Here is a 21,104-nt window from a genome sequence, read left to right on the forward strand (position 1 = left end):
CTCTAAACGTCTTATTTTGCTGTTCCAAAATCCACAATGCTAAAATCTGTCTTCACTTTAATATCAGCCTCTTGAGCATAATAATTATCCCACCGCTCTCTAAGCTGCTTCCATTGCTTTGGATCGTTCCATTCCAGTAACAATCCGAGTTGCAGAACATCGGCACCTGCTTTTTGGGTATTACGAATAGCTTCGTTAAGATTATCAGAGACTTTCTCTTTAAGCTTCGCAATGATAATTTGGCCGAGTTCCTCTGCATCCCTATTCTTAGGATCCCTTAAATAAATTACACTAGCTTTCCCCTTTAAATTCACTGTGAACACAGGACCCTTATCCGTTTTATTTAACTTCTTTGATGATTTTGTGCTTACAAATACAACACTTGCGGCGCTTTTTCCCTCATCCCAATCGACGGAGTAAACTGCCAGCTTAAGACTGCCTGCCGCCCAAGCTAATGCCCTTCCCTCTTTAAGCTTAAGAACTCCTTTCATCTTATCTTTTTGAAACAGCATTGCCCCTTGGATTCCTGCCCAGAATTCCGGTTTTCCATCTTTAGATGTTTCTTCTTTTTTACCAAATGAAAGATTGTTTATAGCAAATCCAACACCGGATGCCTCTGCATACAGGCAATCCTTAATCGTAGTAGAAAACAAATATCTCTCTGATCCAAAGTTCCTTAGTACATCCGAGGGTATTTGCTCGTAAATAGGTGTTAAAGTATTCATCTCTTTTGCACTTCCCGGACTAGCCATAACAAAAGCACCCAGAGGAAGACTTGGTTCTCTTTCAATCCATAATAGTAGTTCGCTGATTCCTTGTTCAGCAAAGGTCTTCCCTAAGACAATTACTTTTAATTGAGCAAGACTAAGCTGACGTGTTAAGTCTTTTTGAATTAACAGCATGGCATCTGCAATCGTTTCTGCGGTCTTAGAGACGGTAGAATAAGTATTACCGTCTCCTCCACCGCCATTTGAAGGTTGTCCAGCTGCGTTAAGACGATTGGGCAAGGGTGAGTTAATCGTAATTTCAACAGTATTTGGTTCTTTGCCTTCATCGATAAACATTCCATATACAAATGTTAGTTCATCCAACTCAACCTTCGACGACCAACAACCTGTTATATTTAGGAGCAGGATTACAATAACTCCTATCTTCAGGATTCTCATTTCTCTTTCTGTCTCCTTTTATTCCTATCAGTATAGAGATTGCTGCGTTTCGTCATAAAGTTCGAGGGAAAACGAGTTAATGTATCCTTCCAGTCCCGTAACACAAGTGGGGCAACGGGTTGCAAATATGGAGCACCTAACGGTCTTAAATTAGCTAAATGACCGTAAATCAAAAAAGCTGTAATATATACCCCGAGCAGCCCCATTGTTCCACCCATAACGAGTAACGGGAAACGAAGTAGTCGGAAAGTCAGACCTAGCTCATAATGAGGAATGATGTAGGTGGCAATTCCAGTAATAGAAACAACAATAACCATTGGAGCAGATACAATTCCTGCTTGGACCGCAGCCTGACCAATAACGATACCCCCAATAATTGAAACCGTCTGTCCTACTGGTTTCGGAATTCTAGTCCCGGCTTCTCTAAGCGCTTCAAAGGTAAGCTCCATAATTAAAGCCTCGGTAAGCGCTGAGAAAGGAATGTTCTCTCTCGCAGAAGCAATTGTAATTAACAGGTTTGGTGGAATGATTTGAGGATGAAAGGTTGTAATCGCTACATAAAGTGATGGAAGAATCATGGATATGATTGAGAACAGAAATCTAACAACACGAATCCAGCTTGCTGCATAAAAGCTTTGGTAATAATCCTCAGAGGATTGCAGCATGGTGAAAAAAGATGTCGGAGCGAGCATTGCAGTAGGTGTGCCATCTTGTAAGATTCCGATTCGGCCTTCCATTAAAGAAGCAGCCACCGAATCAGGACGTTCTGTATATTGAAATAACGGAAATGGCGTGAGATTACCATCCCTTAAATATTCTGATATATAACTAATCCCTAGTATCCCGTCGATATCTATTTCATTTAGTTTCTGTTTTATCTCTTCAAGAACTTCTTTTTTGTAAAGTCCTTCAATGTAGACCACATACACATCAGTTTTTGTATATTTACCAATCGAATAATGAATGGTTTTTAGATCCGGATGTTTAATTTTATGTCGAATCAAAGAGAGATTCGTTTCAATATCTTCAATGAAAGCCTCTTGGGGACCAATCACAACAAGTTCGTTTTGTGATTCGGTCACTGATCTTTTTTGATATTGGGTAATTTCAAAATAATAAACATAAGGAAGATCCTCTATACAAAGCACTACTTTTCCAGCAACGATCATATCTACGATCTTCTGTAAGTCAAATGCCTTGAGATATTGGATAGGAAAAACAATTCCTTGATCTAACCGTTCTAAAAAATTCGCCCATTCGAGCTTTGCTTCTGCTTCTGTTTTTAGCGGTAAAGCAATACTTTCATGAAGTGTCTTAGAATCGATGATGGAAGGGATATAGATCAAAAGACATGTGTGCCCATGAACAGAAATGGACTGATACACCGCATCACTGCATCCCTCCAGTTGATCTTTAATAGTTTCTAGAATTCCTGACATAGGCTGTATACCTCCTTGGTTGTGACTTGCGAATCTGGCTTAGTTTGCCAATTGTTTACGAGGTTTATACTTCCTACTCCATTTAGCTGTATATGAAAAAAAGAACCGATGCGAAAAACCGGTTCTTTCTTCTTTTAGGGATGAGGTTTGTTAGCCCATCAACTTTGGATTAAAGGCTTTAGTACTTTCAAAGATGCTTGCAATTGCTCTGAGCATTGTTCGTACATTTTTTTAGCTTTTTCATTTTCTGTCGACAAACTGAACATTTCCAGATCCGCTTCACATTTTTTTAGCAAAGCATATAATTGTGGTTTATCTTGTGGCTGTGGAACTTTAAAGTTGTCGGCATACAAATCGACTGTCAGCTCTCCATAAGAATCAACTTGAGCGAGAAATACATTCTCGACGGTTAGTCCCATTTTCTCTAGCGCTCCATCAAGCCAGCTGCGAGTCAGATTTAAGGTATCTAACGGTTTATCTAATACTTTTCCATCCATAATGACGGCTTGTGACTCTTTCTGTGGGGCAACCTTCACACCCAGGTCTTTTGCCGATAGAGGGAGATACTCCTTCTTAAGCAGAACATTAATCGCTCCATCAGACTCCATAATCGCAAATTCCACTTCAGATATATTGAATACATCCTTTTTACGTAGCTCTTCCAATAATTCATCTGTTGTTAAACGTTCCTTTTTCATATGATCTTCAAGTATTTTCCCGTCTTTTATAAGAACGGTGGACTTAAAGTCAATGAAGTCTCTTGCTTTTTTACTCTTCATCTGAAGCCATTCAATTCCTAAAGAACAAGCGACCCATACAATCAGTGCAATGAGTCCTAAATGCCAATACTTATCCGTATCCAAAGAAATATAGGCGGCTAAGCTGCCGACGGTTATCCCCGTAATATACTCGAAGAACGAAAGCTGCGATACTTGTCTCTTCCCCAGTAATTTAGTTAAAAAGAAAAGCACAACCACAGCAAAGAGTGTTCGTACTACAACCTCCAACCACTCCGGCATCACAATTTTCCTCCTTTTTTAAATCAACACTTGTTTATTAACACTCATTATTTGTCAAAAAAGGTCCATTCAATCCTGAATTAGACTACTTATTTATGGAAATCGGTTAACATGTAAAGCTTCTATTTTTTTCCTGCATAACTAAAGTAACGGTTGAGGACAATAGAAAACGTCATGCTAGAAACTTAAAACAGAGGAGAGAAACCTAATGACAGTAGCCTCACAAGTTAAAACATGTTTATCTTCTTTAAAAGGCGCTCAAGCGAGCTTGGAGCAATTTGCACTTGAAACACAAAACGAAAGTGCAAAAACTTTATTCACAAATGCAGCTGAGCAAACGCAACAAATCGTTACACAGGTTGAAAATCGGGTAACCGAATTAGAGTCAGAAGAACCTCAATACAAAGGTTTCTAACGATCACTTGAACAATCAAAGGGGTCATTAAGCTAGCGATAACTAGCTTAATGACCCCTTCTCTACATCATCACTGCAATACCGCTTACTTTCTTTTTTTGGCAGGAATCAGGATCTGAACTGATGTTCCAATTCCCACACGACTAAAAATACTTACGCCATACTCAGGTCCATATTGCAGCTTAATCCGTTGATCCACATTACGGACGCCATAACCTGTATTTGTGTGTCCCTTCGAATCGAAAATTTGATCAATACGCTCTTGTCTGATGCCAATACCATCGTCAATAATACGGAAGAGAATATTATCGCCTTCCTTACGTCCTACAATCCGTAAATGAATGTGATCGCCGCACCAAGCATGCTTCAGGACGTTCTCGATAAAGGGTTGTAGAATCAGTTTAATGGTCTCATAAGGCCAGATCTCAGTATCAAAATCAAACAGAACCTCTAAGCGGTCACCGTATTTAATTTTCTGGATTTCTAAATAGGCGTTTGCTTGCTCAATTTCAGTTGGAACCGGGATCATCGTACGGCCCTCATTAAGCGTTAAGCGGTAAAACTTCGCTAATTCCATCACCATCTTCTGCAGCTTCTCATTTTGACCAAATTTGGCTAATTGAATAATAGACGACAAAGTATTGTACAGAAAATGTGGGTTGATTTGCGATTGTAGGATTTCAAGCTCCGCTTCCTTCTTCTGGAGCTGCGTCAGATATACCTCTTTAATCAACATATCAATATTCTCACCCATATCATTCAGTGCGGTTGCTATCTGAGAGAATTCATCCTTCCCTCGATATTTAATACGCTTGTGAAGATCACCTTCCCGATAGGCATTAAGCACATATACGAACTTATTAATACGAATCGAAAAATAACGGGATATAAATATACCTACAAAGCTAAAAACCACACAGCATATGAGACACATTAAAATAATAAACAAACGTACCTTCATTGCATCCTTTTCAAGGATTGTAATCGGAACAAGCGCGATTAATTGCCATGCTTGGTTAGCAACCATAATCGTTTCTTTAATCGTCAGGTAATCCTTATTTAGCTCGGCTTCATTAGTATAGTTCTCCGGTAGTTCACCCGATTGATACATCGTTCTTCCAAACTCATTCTTTATAATTAAATTACTTCCTTTTCCTATCTTCGTATAATTGACACTGTCAAATAGATCTGGAATCCTTACATTAATCCGCAGGAATCCTATCTCTTTAGGCTTAAGAGGCTCGTATGTATCAATTAGTCTACGGAGCAACGAGATGCGATTATTCTCTACATCACTCTCGATCTGCCACCATTTCATAGTTTCAGCGTATTTTTCAGTTGGAAAATCATAATACCAGGACTTACCTTCAATCCGTTTCATGTGGTAGAGATGATAAAAGCTACTATTATCCAAATAGCCCTCAAGTGAATTCGAATAGATCTCAGGGATCGATTCATTCTTTAAGAATAGCGACATCCCTATCTTCACACCAGTAGATTGAATAGCTACGTCAAGCTTTGGCAGCACCTTCTTAGACATCCGATCGTAATTTTCCCAGCCTTCCTCATAACTCCGAAGATTCCGATAAAAATCAAAATCACTGTATAATTGCGTTGATATTCGAGTAACTTCGTCCATTTTATAATCAATATTGTCACGAATCTGCAATAACGTTCCTTTAATATTCGTATTGATATGTTCGCGTAATGAATCATTATACATGGAATGAGAGACGAACCCTATCAAGGATATAGGAATAATAATAAAAAACATATACGTCAGCATTAACTTATACCCAATCGGCACATACTTATGTCTTCTTCGTAATTTCATAGAACATCATCCCCCATCACTTGTCGCGCTTACGATACTCCATAGGTGTCATACCATAAGCCTCTTTGAACTGTCTGCTGAAATAAGGGAGATACCGATAGCCTACCTTGCTAGCGATTTCATAGATTTTGCAGGTCGGATCTTTTAAAAGCTTGCCTGCTTGATCCATTCGAAGCTGTGTAAGCACTTCACTGAACGTTTTCCCTGTTTCCTCTTTGAATAGATAGCCCAAATAGTTAGGGGAGAAAGAGAACTGCTGCGCAATATCTTTAAGCGTAAAGTTATCGCTCATTCTATCCTGCATCGTTTGAATGATTTCTCTAATCAATTTATGGTTCACTGAATCTGATTTACTACGCAGGTACTCGGAGATCTCAAACGTTTTGAGTACGAGCCACGAGCGAATATCACTGATCGTATCGAATTGGTGTAAAACATCTAAACTATGTATTTCCATACCTAAAATTTCAAATAAATCCTCACTAACATCCTTTAACTGCTGATCCAGCTTCCAAATGATATACATTGCCAGATTATGAATAGTGAATTTGGATCTCAAACTACTTACAGAGCGGAATAACTTGTCAATCTCATCATAAATAAGAACTAGCTCATACTCTTTCACCGCTTTAAACAGCGTATCCATACGGGTATCTAACATACGAGCATCGATCATCCCTGGTTCACTGCTAACGGTCTCATACATTATTAGATTGCCTTTGCCAATAAACATTTTTCCGTCCACAGCTTCCATAGCTTGTCGATAGGAGATATGAATCTGTTCCATAGAAAATGTTGGTTTGCCTACACCTACAGTCATTGTGACTGGAAACTTTGCACGAATCGAGGCGTAAATATCCTCAGTGAACTTTTCCATTTCCTGCTCGTTAATCAATAATGCAATCCGATAGGACGATACCTTGTAGCAATGTGGCATTCCGTGCTTCTGACCTATTCTATTCACTTCATAAAGGAAGTCCTTAGCCATTTGATGTTTAGATAGATTATCCTGTCCTTGAAGCCAGTTGAAGTAGTCAAGCTCCAAGACAGCTACACGAACAGGCCAATTCAGCTTATCCAGACCGTATGACTTCACAAGCGACAACATTCCGGCCTGGCTACCCTCTTCCCCTTCCCATTCCCCTTCGAATAAGCGTATCAACAAATCATTTTTGGCCATTGGAATCATATGCTGATAGGCTTCTTCAACATCACGTCGTTTACGTTCATCGTCTAAATCCTGCCTTACTTTCTGAAGTGCAGCAATGAGTTCGCTATCATCCATTGGCTTAAGGACGTAGCTATACGCCTTTAGTGACAGTGCTTGCTTAACATAGCTAAAATCTTGGTAACCGCTTACAAATATCACGCGTATATCCTTTTTTTTCTCTATAGCAATTCGAGCCAGCTCAAGGCCCGACATATTCGGCATATTCACATCGCTTACGATAATATCAATAACATGCTGATCTAAAATATCGCACGCGGTAAACGCGTTATTTGCTGCCTCTACAACTTCCATACCAAGCTCATTCCAAGGAATAAATTGTCTCATACCTTCTAGATCCAGCATCTCATCGTCTACTAATAATACGTTGTACATCAACAAGTCCCCCTTTGAAATGCATAAATCTGTCCCTGTAAATTCTACCATTACTCTTTCCCAGTATACCATTCATAAATTTGTCTACCAGCCTATAAACAATGAGTCATCGGAATACAACGTAAAAACGAAGGCTTGCCTAGTAGCAAACCTTCGTATTACTAATTATTATTTTCCTAAAGCTTTCTTGTTTTCTGTCCATACTTTTGTAACATAATCAAGGAATTTCTCATAACCAACCTTCATGGAATCATCATGTGCTTTGTCAAGAATGGCTAATGCTTCTGCATCGGTCTTCGCATACATTGATTTCGCTCTAGCAGTTAGCCAGATATCTCTAACGCTTTGTCTGATAATACCTTCTTCACTGTCTGGAGCCGGATCCCAGTTTAGGAACTCCGTAAAGTCGCCTTGTGAAGCCCACGTTACTTCCATCTGCCAACGGTTACTAAAGTCGATCTTATCAGCTGGAAGGGTTTGCAGCATCATTTTCTTCGTATTATCCAAGAAAACCGTGTTTCCTACCCAAACCAAGTCACCAGCCTTACCGCTGATTTCAGACAATGCTTCTGGCTCATTTAGATATTTATCTTTATTAAATTTAGGAGTAAGTCCATCTGCTTCAAAGCCATCCCAGTAAGCGTCTGGTCCTGGAGGGCCCCAGTTCAGAACCATAGAACCTTCTGCACCTGTCATCCAATCAAGCATTGCGAATACAGCTTCTGGATTTTTAGCGTTTTTAGTGATTGTAGCCACGTTCCAGCCTAACTGATTGTACGTTCCCGGAGTGATTTTACTTTGATCCAAGCCCGGTTTGTAGATTGGTTTAATAAACATATAACCATCTTCAGGATTTTTCTTCTTCATCTCTTCATCAGCAGTAGCGAGCAACTTCATCGGATCGAATGTCGCAATCACAGCGAACTTGCCATTCATCGCTTTCTCTCTAATTTGGTCTTCTGTTTGGGTATTCGCATCCTGTGTCATAAGCTTCTCACGCATTAATTTAGCACCAAAGACAACGGACTCACGGAACCCTTCATCTTTGTAAATGGAAGCCATTTTGTCGCCATCAGGTACAGCATATATTCTAGTATACGAAAGGTTATTCTCTTTAAAAGAGGAGAACAACTGGTCAATACCGTTACCATCTTTCGCTAAGCCAGTCTCAAACGGAATAACATCTGGGAACTTCGCTTTAACAGCATTTAAGTAAGCATACAAATCATCCGTAGTCTCTAGCTTAGGAGAACCGAGTTCTTTGTAAATTTTCTTATTGATCGCATAACCGGCATTACCGTTTGGCTGTGTTGTATAATAATTCGGCAGCTGATAGATTTTACCATCAGGAGAACGAAGCAATTCCAAATGTCCAGCTGTTAAGTACTTTTTAAAGTTTGGATATTTATCAATGTATTCATCCAAAGGAACTAGCATATCCGCTTGACGAAGACGCTCTACGTCAGCACCTTTCTCAGTCCATACAATATCCGGTAGCTCATTACCAACGATCATCGTTTGCAGCTTCTGAGCATTATTACCACCAGAGCTAATTCCAGTGACATTGATTTTCAAATTATCTAAAATCCATTTAGAAGCAGCATCTTTGCCCCATTTCGGCATTTGATACCAGCCGTAGTTTCCGTAGAATGATACTTCAAGCGGTTCTTTCCCTAACTCATACAAATCAGCCGCTGGAGCTTCAGTTGCTGTGTTAACCGCTGTTCCTCCTTCTTTCACTGGTTCAGCAGTTGCAGCTGGAGCGCTTGAATTGTTGCCACCACAACCCGCCACCACAGTCGACAATAGCAAGGTAGACAACGTTCCGAGAAGCATCTTTCTCTTAGTCTTCAATGTATTTTCCCCTTTCAATTTGTAATCTATGTTCAAAGCAATACGCTCTAAACCCCATCTCATTCTATCATCCTACTCTTTCAATGATCCGACCAAGACACCTTTAACGAAGAATCTTTGTAGGAATGGGTATACACATACAATCGGAATGGTTGCAACCATGATCGTAGCCATCGTTAATGACTTCGACGTTATTTTCTTGGCTGAGTTAATATGAGCAATGGAACTTGCATCTACATTAGACAGCTGTTCTGAAGCAATATTAGAGAACAATATCTGTCTCAAGATGGTCTGAATCGGCATTAACTCCTCTTTCGTAATGTAAATACTCGCTACGAACCACTCATTCCAGTGATTGACTGCTGTGAACAATGATAATGTTGCGATGACTGGCCCTGACAAGGGAAGTACGATTCGGAGAAAAGTTCCCCAGTATCCGCAGCCATCAATCTTTGCTGACTCCTCTAAACCTTGCGGAAGACCTTGGAAGAAGGTCCGGAATATGATCATATTCCATACGCTGACAAGTGCAGGAATAATAAACACCCAAAATGAGTTGAAGAGGCCTAAACTTCTGATAAGCATGTATGACGGAATGAGTCCCCCGCCGAAATACATTGTAATGATACACATAATCATGTAGTATTTGCGACCCATTAGTTCGCGCTTCGACATCCCATAAGCAAATATCGAAGTGGCCAATATCGCTGTTACTGTACCAATTACCGTCCGCAATGTTGCAATGACGAATCCACCCATTAAACGAGAATCTTCAAATACGATCTTATAATTCTCAAGCGTGAACTCACGGACCCAGAAAGTAATTCCGCCTTTGGAAGTATCCATCCCCTCATTAAAAGAAATCACAAGTGAATTCCAAAATGGATAAAACGCGGAGAATGCCAGTAAGGTCAAGAATACATATATGAATCCAATAAACAATCGGTCTCCTATGTTAGTACGTTTCATAATTCAGTCCCCCTATATTGAGTAATTCATTACCACAAGCTGTTTCCCGCTCTTCTGGCAATGAAATTTGCAAAGGTAAGTAATGTCACACTGATAACGGCCTTGAACAATCCGATAGCAGTCGCATAGGAGTACCTGAAGTTATCTATACCGACACGTACAACATATACATCAACTGAATCTGATACCTCTCGTAGAGCCGGATTGGAAGCAAGGATCAAAATATCTTCAAATCCTGCATTCACCAGATTACCGATTGCCAGAATCATAAAGATGATCACAACTGGCATAATGGAAGGCAACGTAATCAAATATATCTGTTTAAAGCGACTCGCACCATCCATCGAAGCAGCTTCGTATAAGTGCGGATCAATACCAGCAATGGCAGCTAAGTAAACGATCGAGGCAAATCCAATTTCCTTCCACACATTGGTTGTAACTAAAATGCCCCAGAAATATTCGGTCATAGACAGGAAGTTAATCGGTTCATCGATAAATCTCAATTTCTCAAGCAGCATATTTATACTGCCATTATCTACGGATAGCATCGAGGTAACCATCGAGCCGATAACCACCCACGATAAGAAGTGAGGCAAGTATGTAACGGTCTGAATAACCCGTTTAAAGAACATCTTACGAACTTCGTTCAGCATTAACGCCAAAATAATCGGTGCAGGAAATCCAAAACAGAACTTCAGTAAGCTGATTATGATTGTATTTTTCATAACCACTTCAAATTCAGGAGCATTAAAGAAGTAAATAAAGTGCTTTAATCCAACCCAATCACTGCTAATAAAGCTATTACCTAACTTGTAATCTTGAAAAGCGATTAGAATACCGTACATGGGGATATAGGCAAAAATAAAAACTAAAACAAGTGCTGGCAATACCATAAGCTGCAGATCTATTTGCTTAAAAAAGCGTCTTATCCCGCTGGTCCGATGCTTGCCGAGATTCGGTCTTGATGTCTTGTCTGGTGCGACGCTTGCGTTCGCCATATGTAAGTCCTCCTAAACCTAGATTCTTATAAATAAAGCATCTTTCATGGCTTTCTCTCTTTTTGCAGCCTTGGTTCTCCTCTACTCTCCCTCCGTTGATTTGCTATCTTATGAATTAATCTTAATATCTAAGCGCTTTCAAAGGTATATGACAAAACAACTATTATTGATACTTTGACACTTTCTTGAAATAGCTCGTCCAATTTAATAAAAGCATAATTTAAAAAAGCCCTATGCAGAGATATCTGCATAGGGCTTTTTCATCAATTCGTTAGAGCATTCAATATGTTATCACTTATCTTGTCTGTAATTACTCTTTGGATCTTTCCATCATCTAGATAAACAATAGAAGGAACTGAATCTATTCCCAGCTTGGCAGCAAGTCCGGGTGACTTATATACATCTACCTTTGTGACCCTGATCTCAGTATGGGATTGTTCAAACGCCTCAAAGAGTGGTAATAGCTCCCTGCAAGAAGGATCAGTTGCATTCCATAAATAAACAACGGATGGTTTTCCTTGATTTAGAATTTGATGCTCATAGGTCTCACATTCAGAGATATACTTCTCTGCACCATACCCTGCAATGGCACCATCGCCAACAGCTGTAGCCACTTGCTTAAGGAACTTATCACATACATCGCCTGCTGCGAACACACCAGGTATATTTGTTTCCATTTTTTCATTGACTAGGACATATCCATTTCGATTCAACTCAACTACACCTGATAAAATTTCTGTGTTCGGGGTATATCCAATAAATAAGAAACATGAATCAACCTTTACGTTTTGCAGCTCATTAGATTTTAAATTTTTCAGGACGACGGATTTCAAACGTTCCTCACCTTCGAAAGAACTTACCACCGTATTCCACATGAATTCCATCTTAGGGTTTTCCAGTGCTTGCGTTTTAGCAATTTCATTACAATCCATTTTCCCATGATCATGCATAACAGAAACGATTACTTTATCTGCAAACTTGGTCAGAAACATTCCTTCTTCAATAGCTGCATCACCACTGCCAACAACCATAACCGTCTTTCCCGTATTTGCTGCAGCGTCACAGGTTGCACAGAAGGAAATTCCTTTATCATATAAGAACATATCTTCATTTGCTGCCCCGGTAATTCTTGGTTTTCCCCCACTGGCTATAATAATGACCTTGCACTTATAACGAACCCGAAAGGTCTCCACTACCTTAATATCTTCCGCTACCGAAACAGATTTTACATCTGTCATTTTAAAATCCACACCAAATTTCTTAGCTTGTTTATGAAATAGTCCCATAAGGTCTGTACCGGTCGATCCTTCAGGAAAACCAGGATAATTTTCTATTTCATTAGTATAAGTGGCAAGACCACCTACCAGTGATTTTTCCAAGAGGAGAGTCTTTAATTTTGCACGTCCACAATAGATTCCCGCTGTTAAACCAGCAGCCCCGCCACCGATAATGACGACATCATACTGTTCTGTCTTCTTTTCCATTCCGTTTGTCCCTCCTGTGAGTCTGTGCCTTAATAAAATAGGCTGACTCTCGTCAGCGCAACAAGCTCAGCCTATTTCACTTTTACATAAAGAATTTGGCTAATAATTTACTGCCTATAAATGCGCCAACCAGCAGGAACAATCCAAATATCCATCCTGAAAGCGATAAAGAAGCTATAGCCGTAAACAATGCACCAATATTACATCCATTAGCCAGTCTAGCTCCGTACCCCATGAGTAATCCACCAAGTACCGCTGCTACAACCTGCTTTTTGGACTTAATTTTCTTCAGCTTGAATTCGGAAGCAAACAAAGTCGCTGCTAAAGCACCTAAGATAATCCCTACATTTCGAATCGAACCACCATCATTCAAAAATCCGGAAGATAATGTTTTTTGTGCTTTTTCCGAACTAAAATATGCCCATTGATCTACATTTCCGCCTGCTAATCGATACAACCAAGCTCCCCAATCTGCAAAAGCGCTGGTTACTCCCCATCCTTTAGAGAAAACAGCCAGATGTGCTGTAGCGAATACAGCGAGAAGTACAGCTCCAGTTACATAAGTAAACGGTTCTTTGAGCAAGCGCTTGTAAAAGCGGTTAGACGATATCTTCAACCAGAATTCATTCACCGTTTCATTCACCGCCCTTTCCTACTTAGCGATCCTATTTTACCTTCTCAATAACAACTTCCCACTCACCATCATCGACCTCTTCGATTTCCACATTATGTCCCTGTTTTCTCGCCCATTCTGGTACGTTTTTCATTGCGCAGCTATGATCAATAGCAACAACTAGAACGTCTCCAACATTTAGTTCAGTCATCTTCTTTTCTGTTCTCATTAACGGAACCGGACAAGCTTCTCCCATGCAATCAAGTGTAAATTCAGCCATTTTAAAAACCACCTTTATATTTTTTTGGAATAACAATAGTGAAAATATTCACGTAATAATCTAAACTAATCTGCGCTTCCCATCTTTTTCTCTTGCCATTTAACAGCTGCAATGTATAACAGAAGAATAATCAGGAACTGAACAACCAGTGCTCCAAGCCAACCGAATACATCTGGTAAAAATACAGTTGGTGCATCCTTTATAACGTTAGCTCTCCACCAACCCATATCATGTGATCCCCAAAGTGAACCAATGACAAAAAACACAAGTGAAAGCATCTGCATCGTGAATCCTTCACCTACACGCATCAATGTACCCGAAGCGCATCCACCCGCGATAACCATGCCAATTCCGAATAATACAGCACCAATGATCAAAGCTAAGCTGATCTGACCCACATTGTCCATCCCAGGAATCGGTTTACCTTCCAGGAACGCTGGATACTTAATCGCTGTAAATCCGATGGTTGCAAGGGAAAAAGCAATCAGAACCGCTCTTGTAACTGATGTGCTGCCTGTAATACAAGGATCTCTAAGTGATGCAGTAAAGCAGAAACGTGATCTTTGTAAAATAACGCCAAACGAAATACCGAAAAGCAGGTAGACAACCATTTTATCGTGGGAATGGTCTAGGAAAAAACCAAACCCAATAATGAGAGCTGTGACCAGCAACGCGATGGGCAACTGACTCTTTTTAGGTTTTCTAGTAGCTCTGGTTCGGGTTGATCTCGTTTCGGGACTTACGGTTTGCCCCATAGTCTAACACCTCCATCGTTTTTATGTAATTGACTATGTGAAAATAGTAACATACTTATTTGAGCTGTGGTTATCTGCTTTCTTTATGCTGTATAAGTGTTACTAATGGCACAGATGGAGCGTAATCAAGTATGCTATAGTGTGCACTAACAGCGGGCAACAGGAGGAATAAGTATGAATATGGAAACGCTTAAATTGTTTTTAGATATCGCTTCGTTAAAAAGTATATCTAAAGCCGCTCAGAAATCTCATATCACCCAATCCGCACTTAGTCAGCAGTTGAAATCATGGGAGAATACCCTGGGTTCTGAACTTTTTGTGAGAAGTAATAAAGGCGCTAGCCTAACCGAAGCAGGGATTATTGCGGAGAAGTACGTGGAGCAAATCTGTAAATTGTATGATGATATGATCACAGAAATCAATCATTTACAGCCAACACAACACGAGCTGTCCATTTATGCGATTCCGGAGGTATGTAATTATGCTCTCCCTTGTACCTTGTATGAGGTGAAAAAACATTTTCCCAATTGCCATATCACTTTAAATGAAGGGGCATCCTCCTTAGTAGAAGAACGATTACTTCTTGAAGAAGGTGATATCGGGTTTATTTCCGGTCCCTCTCCAAAATCCGAATTAAGCTCACATATGGTATTTTCAGATCAAGTTATGTTGGTGGCAAGCAATACGACCGTTTGCCCTGATAAAATCACATTGACTGAGCTCCCCAATTATCCTTTAATCTGGTCCTCACAGCTTCATTGTGTGCAAAGAGCTTTGAATGCCGTGTCAGTGGGCGAGCTTAAATTAAATATACTCTTTAATCTAGACTCTCTTGAGGCGGTAAAGCTTGCTGCCATTAGAGGACATGGTCTCGCCTTTCTCCCTTATATGTCCATAAAAAAAGAGTTGTATAGTAAACAACTCAAGATCATTCCTATTGATCAGTTCCAGGTCAATAACGATGTCTACATGATAAAGAAACAAAATCAGCGCTGTGACAACGATACGAAACAATTAGTTCGATATATTGAAAAGACTTTAATAGATACTTTGTGTTGAGCCTAAACCTCAATCGTAATTTCCCATACTCCATTAATCACTTCTTGAATGGAACATTTTAGATTTGAACCACGACAGTAATCCGTGATAGAAACTTTTGCGCAGCTATGATCAGTAACTAGCATTACCTTTTCACCCTTCTGAATGGCTTTTTGATGTTTTTTTAACATCATTACTGGTACTGGGCAGATTTCACCCAAACAATCAATTTCAATCATGAAGCTGCCTCCATTCCTTAGATCATTAAAGTTCTAATAATGACCCAGCATTATTTTCTTCACAAAAGGGGTTAAAGCAAGGTTGTTTAGTTGTTTGATTTCTATCCACTGTGCCCCATCAGAGTCTTGTCCGTCTCCATCGGTCTTAAGCTCAAAGTTCACATCTAACAATGAAACATCTTGCTTTCTTAATTAGTAATACTTTATCGTTCTTCACTAAGACTTCATACACTCCAAGATGAGTATATTTTATCATCTCCATAAATCTACAGCCCCCACAAATACCGCAGTTCCAGAAATAAACACATCCATTCTATCAGAATCTAATCGATACACTTCTACATTTACTTTCCCATCTCTACCGATTTCTTGTCCTTGTTCTACATCAAATTGGATCGAGTCCAAATGCGGATCAATATATTTTAAATAATAAACCCCCATGACTCCCGATGCTGTACCTGTTACTGGATCTTCAACGGTTCCCGAAAAAGGCGATGAGAAATGTCTGGCATGCATTAAAGCGTGCGGATCAAGCGTTTGGAGTGAAAATGGGTGTACAGATGCTTTTGGAACCTGCGTTAAAATCTCCGGAAACAACGAGTTTGTCGGTTTCATTTTATTAAAGCTATCTATTCTCTTAATCGGGACTAATAGAGTCCATGCGCCAGTACAGCCATAAACAATAGGCAGATCCTCTTCTATCTCGTCAAGGGTTAAACCTATGGCGTGTGCAAGCTTCGCTCTATCGCCGTTAAATTCAATAAACTTCGGTTGATCTTGCTTCATTTTTATTAGTAAGTGATTATTGTTGTCCATACTGAATTGGATGGGTAGCACACCCACGTTTGTTTCGATCTTTATCGAGCTAGCCTCTCCAAGAATACCCTTTGTTTTTAAAGCAAATAAAGATGCCATTGTAGCATGTCCACAAAGATTGATCTCATGGCCTGGCGTAAAATACTTAAGCCTTAAATCAGCTACATCTGATGGGACTACAAAAACTGTTTCGTTAAATCCGACCTTATGAGCTATTGATTGCATATCACTTTCGCTTAAATGATCAGCTTCTAACACTACTCCCGCAGGATTCCCTTTGTTCGGATAAGAAGAAAAAGCATCATAATGAAGCACTTTGATGTTGTTCACTGATAAGTCTCCTTTAAATTTATTTCAGTAACGCCTGATAACTTCACGAAGTGAGAAACTCAGCTGTAAAGATTTCTATTTCTCTTAAAACTTCTTGGCGCTTTGATATCGAATTACATATATAAAAACGTTCTTTATTGTGCTCATGAAACTGTTTAATTACATTAGGCTGCTGATTGAAGAATTCTTTATAAAGAGCTTCACAATCAATTTCAGGATGAGTATCATGAAGTTCCTTGAGTTCAAATACAAGGACATCTTTTTTGCGCTGGATTATTTCACAGACCACATCTTTTGCGTATATACCGTGAGTTAATAAGATTCTTAATGCCGAAAGATCATTGGCTTTTTCCTGTGAAATCTTAATTAATTCTGCTTGTATCTGTAGGATTTGTACCGTATTCCAATGATCAATTAAATCATTAAAAATCCTGTACACCCATTCTTCATCATCACTGTGTTGATTTAGTACATCTTTTACATATGGAATCATCGGATCCCCTATTTCAAGTAAAAAAACAGCTATTTCCCCCGCACCTGGCCAATTTATATCTTGTATCCATTCAAGTAAACCCGACAATATGCTTTTCACACGTGGATATCCTAAACGTATGACTGTTTCAGCCGCTCCATCCCAATAGTCTTTTGATATAGGTTGTACTAATAAATGCAAATCTTCATCCTTTATGTATTGTAGCTTATTAATTGCATCTTTCTTTTCTTCTTCGGATAGATTCCATGATAACTTTTCGATTAAACTCGATATGTTTTCTATTACATCCACCTTCTCATCATCATTTCGTCATCATTGCAAGCTTCATGGATAACCTAATCGGTAGTGCAGCATTTCCCATCTGGTTCAAATCCCCCACCATAAATAAATCTTTAACCGGGTAATAAAAAGCAAAAGACCCTGTTGATCCAGAATGCCCCATTAACTCACCCTTGCCCATAAAAAGCGTAATCAACCCATCCAAAGGAATTCTCATATAGCCACTGCCACTGCCACTGCCACTGCCATAATAGATAGGTCCCATTGATGCTTGAAGTTTATTAGATACCAGTAGTTTTTCAAATATCTTTTTATTGAATAGCTTGCCTCCAAAGAAAGCCTTCATAAATATCATTAATTCACGAGCAGTACTGATACAGCCCTCACTCGCACGGCTACTTCTAATTACTTTGGGTCGATAAATAGATTTATCCTTATAATAGATATTCGGTATAAAATCATTTCCATGTTCAGGGAGATATGTACTCTCGAGTGCTAGTGGTTCAAATATGTATTTCTTATATGCTTCCGCTAATGTTGTATTTGTTGTCTTCTCAATAAGTTAACCAAGCATATTAAAGTTAATATCGGCATAGTATGCTTTTCTCTTTGTTCGAGGTGCAAAATGTGGCTTCAGCTTCTTTACCAGCGCCATAAAGATCTTTTCAATGGTTTGAATTCTTTTGGCTGTCATGGATTAGCCATTCCTCCTGTACACTATCTCAGTAGAATACAGTTATAGTTGTCTTTTCAAATGAACAGTTTAAAGGATATTACAGCAATGAACATGGATTTGAGATCAGAGTGAATGATTTACACATGAGTCAAACGTCATTTTCGAACAAGATTTCATTTAGAGGGATGGTTAATCCTACAAGTTCATTTTGGCTATCTAAATATCTGAAGGTTGCTTCAACGTCTTCTTTATTCATGGCCTTCATGATGATCAAATGCTTCATATATAATCCTGGGGGCTCCATACAATTATTACTAAAATATTGGACTAAATTTTCCGGCGTCGTAAGAGTACACCATCGTTCAGAACCATCATTAAAAGTTAGCGTCACTTCTACAAAAAGTTCGCTTTCAATATCTTGATCAAAGTTCCATTTCTGCAGGAGTAAGATATTTTCTTTTGTTGAACAAAAATAGTCTTTTGAAATCCAAACTTTTCTTCCGTGATCTCCAACAACCCTGAATTTATTTTCATCTGTATTTTCGACTACATATTCTTTTCCACGTGTTAAAGCATGTGCATAGGCACCGACATCTCTACACCTGATGTTTTTTCTATCCATAAATTCACATCCACTATTTAGTTGAAGACACCAGCTATCCTTTACGATTTACATAAATACTTAGCGCATTGAAAATCATTAATAAAAGCTCACAAGCTACTTTCCAAATGACAAGAAGAACAATAAAACACATAACTCCAGCAAAAAATCCAAGTATATAATTATTGGTTACAACTTGGTTATACCCCTGATCAAATACTATCGTCTTCATAACAGCATTGGATATGGCTATATACTTTCCAAACTGGAATGCAAAATATATGGTTCCGATGATTCCCGTATAAAATAGTATCGTAATCAAAGTAACAGATTTCATTTTCCCTAAAGTAATTATTCCATCAGGCAAATGGTAAACTTCTTTTAGTCCCATTTCACCAATCCTTTCTACACCATTGATTTCTTTCGTTTCATTATCCATATTATTAATAACACAATAATTAAAGACCCTAGTATAGAAATCCAGATCGTTTTACTTTCCAATTGACCATTGGCATATTGACCTTTATTAATAGCTTTGACAAATTCAGCTTCGTGGGTCTTAATGGCAATGATTTCTTTTGGATCGATATTCTTTATTGAATAATATGGCGTGCCCTTAGGGTAAATATTTGAAAAGTTCCCGCTATACGTTCCTTCGTGGTCTGAATATCGTGTTACTTGCCCTATCTTCTTGTCAATGTCATTCGATGGGATGAGATCGTCGTCGGATATTTCATAAATATCACCTGAGTAAACAACAAAAGAATAAGCCCAGTCCGCATTCATTGAGCGCATTGGCATTAAAGCAACAATGGCTAGAATTACAATAATAAACTTCTTCATTACAACCTCCTCTATCTACGAGATTCTATTGCTTTATACAGTTCATTAAATGCTCCACCTTTATTTAATCCTTCAATAAGTTCTGCTAAGCCAGATTTTCCTACGATCCCAAACCATCTAGTAACTTCTGAATGGGCGATCTCATAATTTTCTTTTACTTGTGAGGGTTCATAAAAAGCATCTCTACTACTTAAGTCATTAATATGATCTAAGCTTAAATTTTCATTTCTTATATATCTATGATCAACTACGGTTGCTAACCCTTCATCAAACCATACAGGTACCTTGTCCTTATTCTTTAATCTCGTTCTTAATTCACTATGCAGCAGTTCATGAGCTATTACATCTTCATTAAATCCATCAGGACCAATAACGATGTAATGCCCCCAATATGTATAATAAGTCTGTCCCGTTCGATTCTTTTGAGCATACTTCTTCAGGGCTTGAGGAGATTGAACAAATAGCATGGTTGGAGTAGAATGTAATCCGTCAAAGATCTCTGAAATTCTTTCTTTCGATTGTTCGAGATTGTTTATAATCAAATACTCAATATTCTCAGAGATGTCAGGTTCTAGATAAACTTGTTCATCCTGTTCCTCCATACTAGAAAAGTCTACCATCATCGCATGAACGGGTTGAGGATTTAACATATAGCTAGCTATTAGTAACATTATAAAGATGGATAGGAATGCGGCGATGATGAATGTCTTTTTCCTTTTTTTTATCATACCAGTAGCTCCTTTTAGATTATCAAAAATACTCTATAAGAATATTTATCGAACTCTCAATAACCTCAAGATCAGATGAGCCTATAATTTGATCAAGCACTTCCCCTTCAGAATCTATAAAGTACAATGTAGGAAAACCTGGTTCCCCATAATGTTTATAGAAAGCTCCTGTTTCATCTAGAAGTACGGGATAATCAATTTTGTATTTCTTAACATACTGTTCAACTTCTGAAACATCATCACGATAAATTGGATTAATGCCGTAGATGTTCACTTTATCCTTATATTTTTCATACAAAGAAACAATCTTTGGAGCATCTTCATTACAATACGGACACCAAGAGGTGAAAAATACTAATACCGTTGGTTTTTCCGAAAATTTGATTTGTGTTACATCCGAATTTATTAGCTCCTTTAATTCAATGTTCTCTGGACTAACTGTGGGTTTAGTATTATTGTTTACCACGATATAAATGATAGTGCTTAATGCAATACATAATATAAGTGAACTGATTATTGTGATGCTTTTTCTCAAAAGATCCACCCTTTTCATCTTTTTTCGGGACTAGTATACATTCTCTTCCACTAATCCCATCTCCTCCACATCATGCCAATCAAAATTCCTTCTATGT

Annotated in this window: 24 protein-coding genes; 2 read left to right on the plus strand and 22 right to left on the minus strand. The window is 38.7% G+C overall.

Going from position 1 to position 21,104, the window contains the following annotated elements; translation table 11 throughout:
• Nucleotides 1-11 precede the first annotated feature (11 nt).
• The 3 genes from ACQKMP_RS01130 to ACQKMP_RS01140 all read right to left on the minus strand — a co-directional run bounded on the left by ACQKMP_RS01130 (nucleotide 12) and on the right by ACQKMP_RS01140 (nucleotide 3,624).
• On the minus strand, nucleotides 12-1,166 hold the full coding sequence (locus tag ACQKMP_RS01130; protein WP_042187860.1) for a Ger(x)C family spore germination protein: 1,155 nt from the start codon (nucleotides 1,164-1,166) through the stop codon (nucleotides 12-14).
• Nucleotides 1,163-2,605, minus strand: coding sequence for a spore germination protein (locus ACQKMP_RS01135; protein WP_427468674.1), 1,443 nt, complete (start codon nucleotides 2,603-2,605; stop codon nucleotides 1,163-1,165). Before ACQKMP_RS01135 ends, ACQKMP_RS01130 begins: the two co-directional genes overlap by 4 nt.
• Before the next feature lie 158 nt (nucleotides 2,606-2,763).
• Entirely contained in the window at nucleotides 2,764-3,624 is an 861-nt protein-coding gene (locus ACQKMP_RS01140; RefSeq protein ID WP_042187856.1) for a DUF421 domain-containing protein, read from the minus strand.
• Between the two features lie 208 nt (nucleotides 3,625-3,832).
• Between ACQKMP_RS01140 and ACQKMP_RS01145 the strand changes: the two genes are divergently transcribed.
• On the plus strand, nucleotides 3,833-4,039 hold the full coding sequence (locus ACQKMP_RS01145) for a DUF1657 domain-containing protein (protein WP_036678243.1): 207 nt from the start codon (nucleotides 3,833-3,835) through the stop codon (nucleotides 4,037-4,039).
• Nucleotides 4,040-4,124: 85 nt separating this feature from the next.
• Here the strand turns inward: ACQKMP_RS01145 and ACQKMP_RS01150 are convergent, their stop codons facing one another.
• The 9 genes from ACQKMP_RS01150 to ACQKMP_RS01190 all read right to left on the minus strand — a co-directional run bounded on the left by ACQKMP_RS01150 (nucleotide 4,125) and on the right by ACQKMP_RS01190 (nucleotide 14,429).
• Nucleotides 4,125-5,873 (minus strand): sensor histidine kinase, encoded by a 1,749-nt coding sequence (locus tag ACQKMP_RS01150; protein ID WP_339803505.1) that lies wholly within the window; start codon nucleotides 5,871-5,873, stop codon nucleotides 4,125-4,127.
• 16 nt (nucleotides 5,874-5,889) lie between these two features.
• Complete coding sequence (locus tag ACQKMP_RS01155) at nucleotides 5,890-7,476, minus strand: response regulator transcription factor (protein ID WP_042187852.1); 1,587 nt, start codon at nucleotides 7,474-7,476, stop codon at nucleotides 5,890-5,892.
• Nucleotides 7,477-7,644: 168 nt separating this feature from the next.
• A complete protein-coding gene (locus ACQKMP_RS01160; protein WP_052404491.1) occupies nucleotides 7,645-9,330 on the minus strand; it encodes an extracellular solute-binding protein in 1,686 nt (561 codons plus the stop codon).
• Nucleotides 9,331-9,402: 72 nt separating this feature from the next.
• Complete coding sequence (locus tag ACQKMP_RS01165) at nucleotides 9,403-10,299, minus strand: carbohydrate ABC transporter permease (protein WP_042127373.1); 897 nt, start codon at nucleotides 10,297-10,299, stop codon at nucleotides 9,403-9,405.
• Nucleotides 10,300-10,328: 29 nt separating this feature from the next.
• Entirely contained in the window at nucleotides 10,329-11,297 is a 969-nt protein-coding gene (locus ACQKMP_RS01170) for an ABC transporter permease (protein WP_042127372.1), read from the minus strand.
• A gap of 263 nt (nucleotides 11,298-11,560) precedes the next feature.
• On the minus strand, nucleotides 11,561-12,781 hold the full coding sequence (locus ACQKMP_RS01175) for an FAD-dependent oxidoreductase (protein ID WP_427468676.1): 1,221 nt from the start codon (nucleotides 12,779-12,781) through the stop codon (nucleotides 11,561-11,563).
• An 82-nt stretch (nucleotides 12,782-12,863) separates the two neighbouring features.
• Nucleotides 12,864-13,424: a YeeE/YedE thiosulfate transporter family protein gene (locus ACQKMP_RS01180; RefSeq protein ID WP_313642117.1), complete on the minus strand. Its 561-nt coding sequence runs from the start codon at nucleotides 13,422-13,424 to the stop codon at nucleotides 12,864-12,866.
• Nucleotides 13,425-13,446: 22 nt separating this feature from the next.
• Nucleotides 13,447-13,674 carry a sulfurtransferase TusA family protein gene (locus tag ACQKMP_RS01185; protein ID WP_036678256.1) on the minus strand — a complete coding sequence of 76 codons (228 nt, stop codon included), beginning with the start codon at nucleotides 13,672-13,674 and terminating at the stop codon, nucleotides 13,447-13,449.
• Nucleotides 13,675-13,739: 65 nt separating this feature from the next.
• The gene (locus ACQKMP_RS01190; protein ID WP_427468677.1) at nucleotides 13,740-14,429 is read right to left on the minus strand and encodes a YeeE/YedE thiosulfate transporter family protein; all 690 of its coding nucleotides are present in this window, start codon (nucleotides 14,427-14,429) and stop codon (nucleotides 13,740-13,742) included.
• A 174-nt stretch (nucleotides 14,430-14,603) separates the two neighbouring features.
• Here ACQKMP_RS01190 and ACQKMP_RS01195 point away from each other — a divergent pair, with 174 nt between their 5' ends.
• Nucleotides 14,604-15,488: a LysR family transcriptional regulator gene (locus tag ACQKMP_RS01195; RefSeq protein ID WP_427468678.1), complete on the plus strand. Its 885-nt coding sequence runs from the start codon at nucleotides 14,604-14,606 to the stop codon at nucleotides 15,486-15,488.
• Nucleotides 15,489-15,490: 2 nt separating this feature from the next.
• On the opposite strand, the gene ACQKMP_RS01200 is transcribed toward ACQKMP_RS01195, so the two are convergent.
• The 10 genes from ACQKMP_RS01200 to ACQKMP_RS01245 form a co-directional block, all read right to left on the minus strand.
• The gene (locus tag ACQKMP_RS01200; protein ID WP_042187842.1) at nucleotides 15,491-15,706 is read right to left on the minus strand and encodes a sulfurtransferase TusA family protein; all 216 of its coding nucleotides are present in this window, start codon (nucleotides 15,704-15,706) and stop codon (nucleotides 15,491-15,493) included.
• 252 nt (nucleotides 15,707-15,958) lie between these two features.
• Complete coding sequence (locus ACQKMP_RS01205; protein WP_427468679.1) at nucleotides 15,959-16,852, minus strand: PhzF family phenazine biosynthesis isomerase; 894 nt, start codon at nucleotides 16,850-16,852, stop codon at nucleotides 15,959-15,961.
• Nucleotides 16,853-16,895: 43 nt separating this feature from the next.
• Nucleotides 16,896-17,636 (minus strand): DUF5071 domain-containing protein, encoded by a 741-nt coding sequence (locus ACQKMP_RS01210; protein WP_379421723.1) that lies wholly within the window; start codon nucleotides 17,634-17,636, stop codon nucleotides 16,896-16,898.
• A 10-nt stretch (nucleotides 17,637-17,646) separates the two neighbouring features.
• Nucleotides 17,647-18,183, minus strand: a complete 537-nt coding sequence (locus ACQKMP_RS01215) for a serine hydrolase domain-containing protein (protein WP_427469196.1) — start codon at nucleotides 18,181-18,183, stop codon at nucleotides 17,647-17,649.
• 3 nt (nucleotides 18,184-18,186) lie between these two features.
• Entirely contained in the window at nucleotides 18,187-18,318 is a 132-nt protein-coding gene (locus tag ACQKMP_RS01220) for a hypothetical protein (protein WP_427468680.1), read from the minus strand.
• Nucleotides 18,319-18,448: 130 nt separating this feature from the next.
• Nucleotides 18,449-18,922 carry a hypothetical protein gene (locus ACQKMP_RS01225; protein WP_427468681.1) on the minus strand — a complete coding sequence of 158 codons (474 nt, stop codon included), beginning with the start codon at nucleotides 18,920-18,922 and terminating at the stop codon, nucleotides 18,449-18,451.
• A 34-nt stretch (nucleotides 18,923-18,956) separates the two neighbouring features.
• Nucleotides 18,957-19,340, minus strand: coding sequence for a hypothetical protein (locus tag ACQKMP_RS01230; RefSeq protein ID WP_427468682.1), 384 nt, complete (start codon nucleotides 19,338-19,340; stop codon nucleotides 18,957-18,959).
• Entirely contained in the window at nucleotides 19,307-19,744 is a 438-nt protein-coding gene (locus ACQKMP_RS01235) for an LPXTG cell wall anchor domain-containing protein (protein ID WP_427468683.1), read from the minus strand. The genes ACQKMP_RS01230 and ACQKMP_RS01235 overlap by 34 nt, the downstream gene beginning before the upstream one ends.
• A gap of 11 nt (nucleotides 19,745-19,755) precedes the next feature.
• Complete coding sequence (locus tag ACQKMP_RS01240) at nucleotides 19,756-20,472, minus strand: hypothetical protein (RefSeq protein ID WP_427468684.1); 717 nt, start codon at nucleotides 20,470-20,472, stop codon at nucleotides 19,756-19,758.
• 22 nt (nucleotides 20,473-20,494) lie between these two features.
• A complete protein-coding gene (locus ACQKMP_RS01245; protein WP_427468685.1) occupies nucleotides 20,495-21,007 on the minus strand; it encodes a TlpA family protein disulfide reductase in 513 nt (170 codons plus the stop codon).
• Between the last annotated feature and the right edge of the window lie 97 nt (nucleotides 21,008-21,104).

The sequence above is a fragment of the Paenibacillus sp. NPDC101420 genome (genome assembly GCF_050277435.1).
Taxonomy (GTDB): domain Bacteria; phylum Bacillota; class Bacilli; order Paenibacillales; family Paenibacillaceae; genus Paenibacillus_AQ.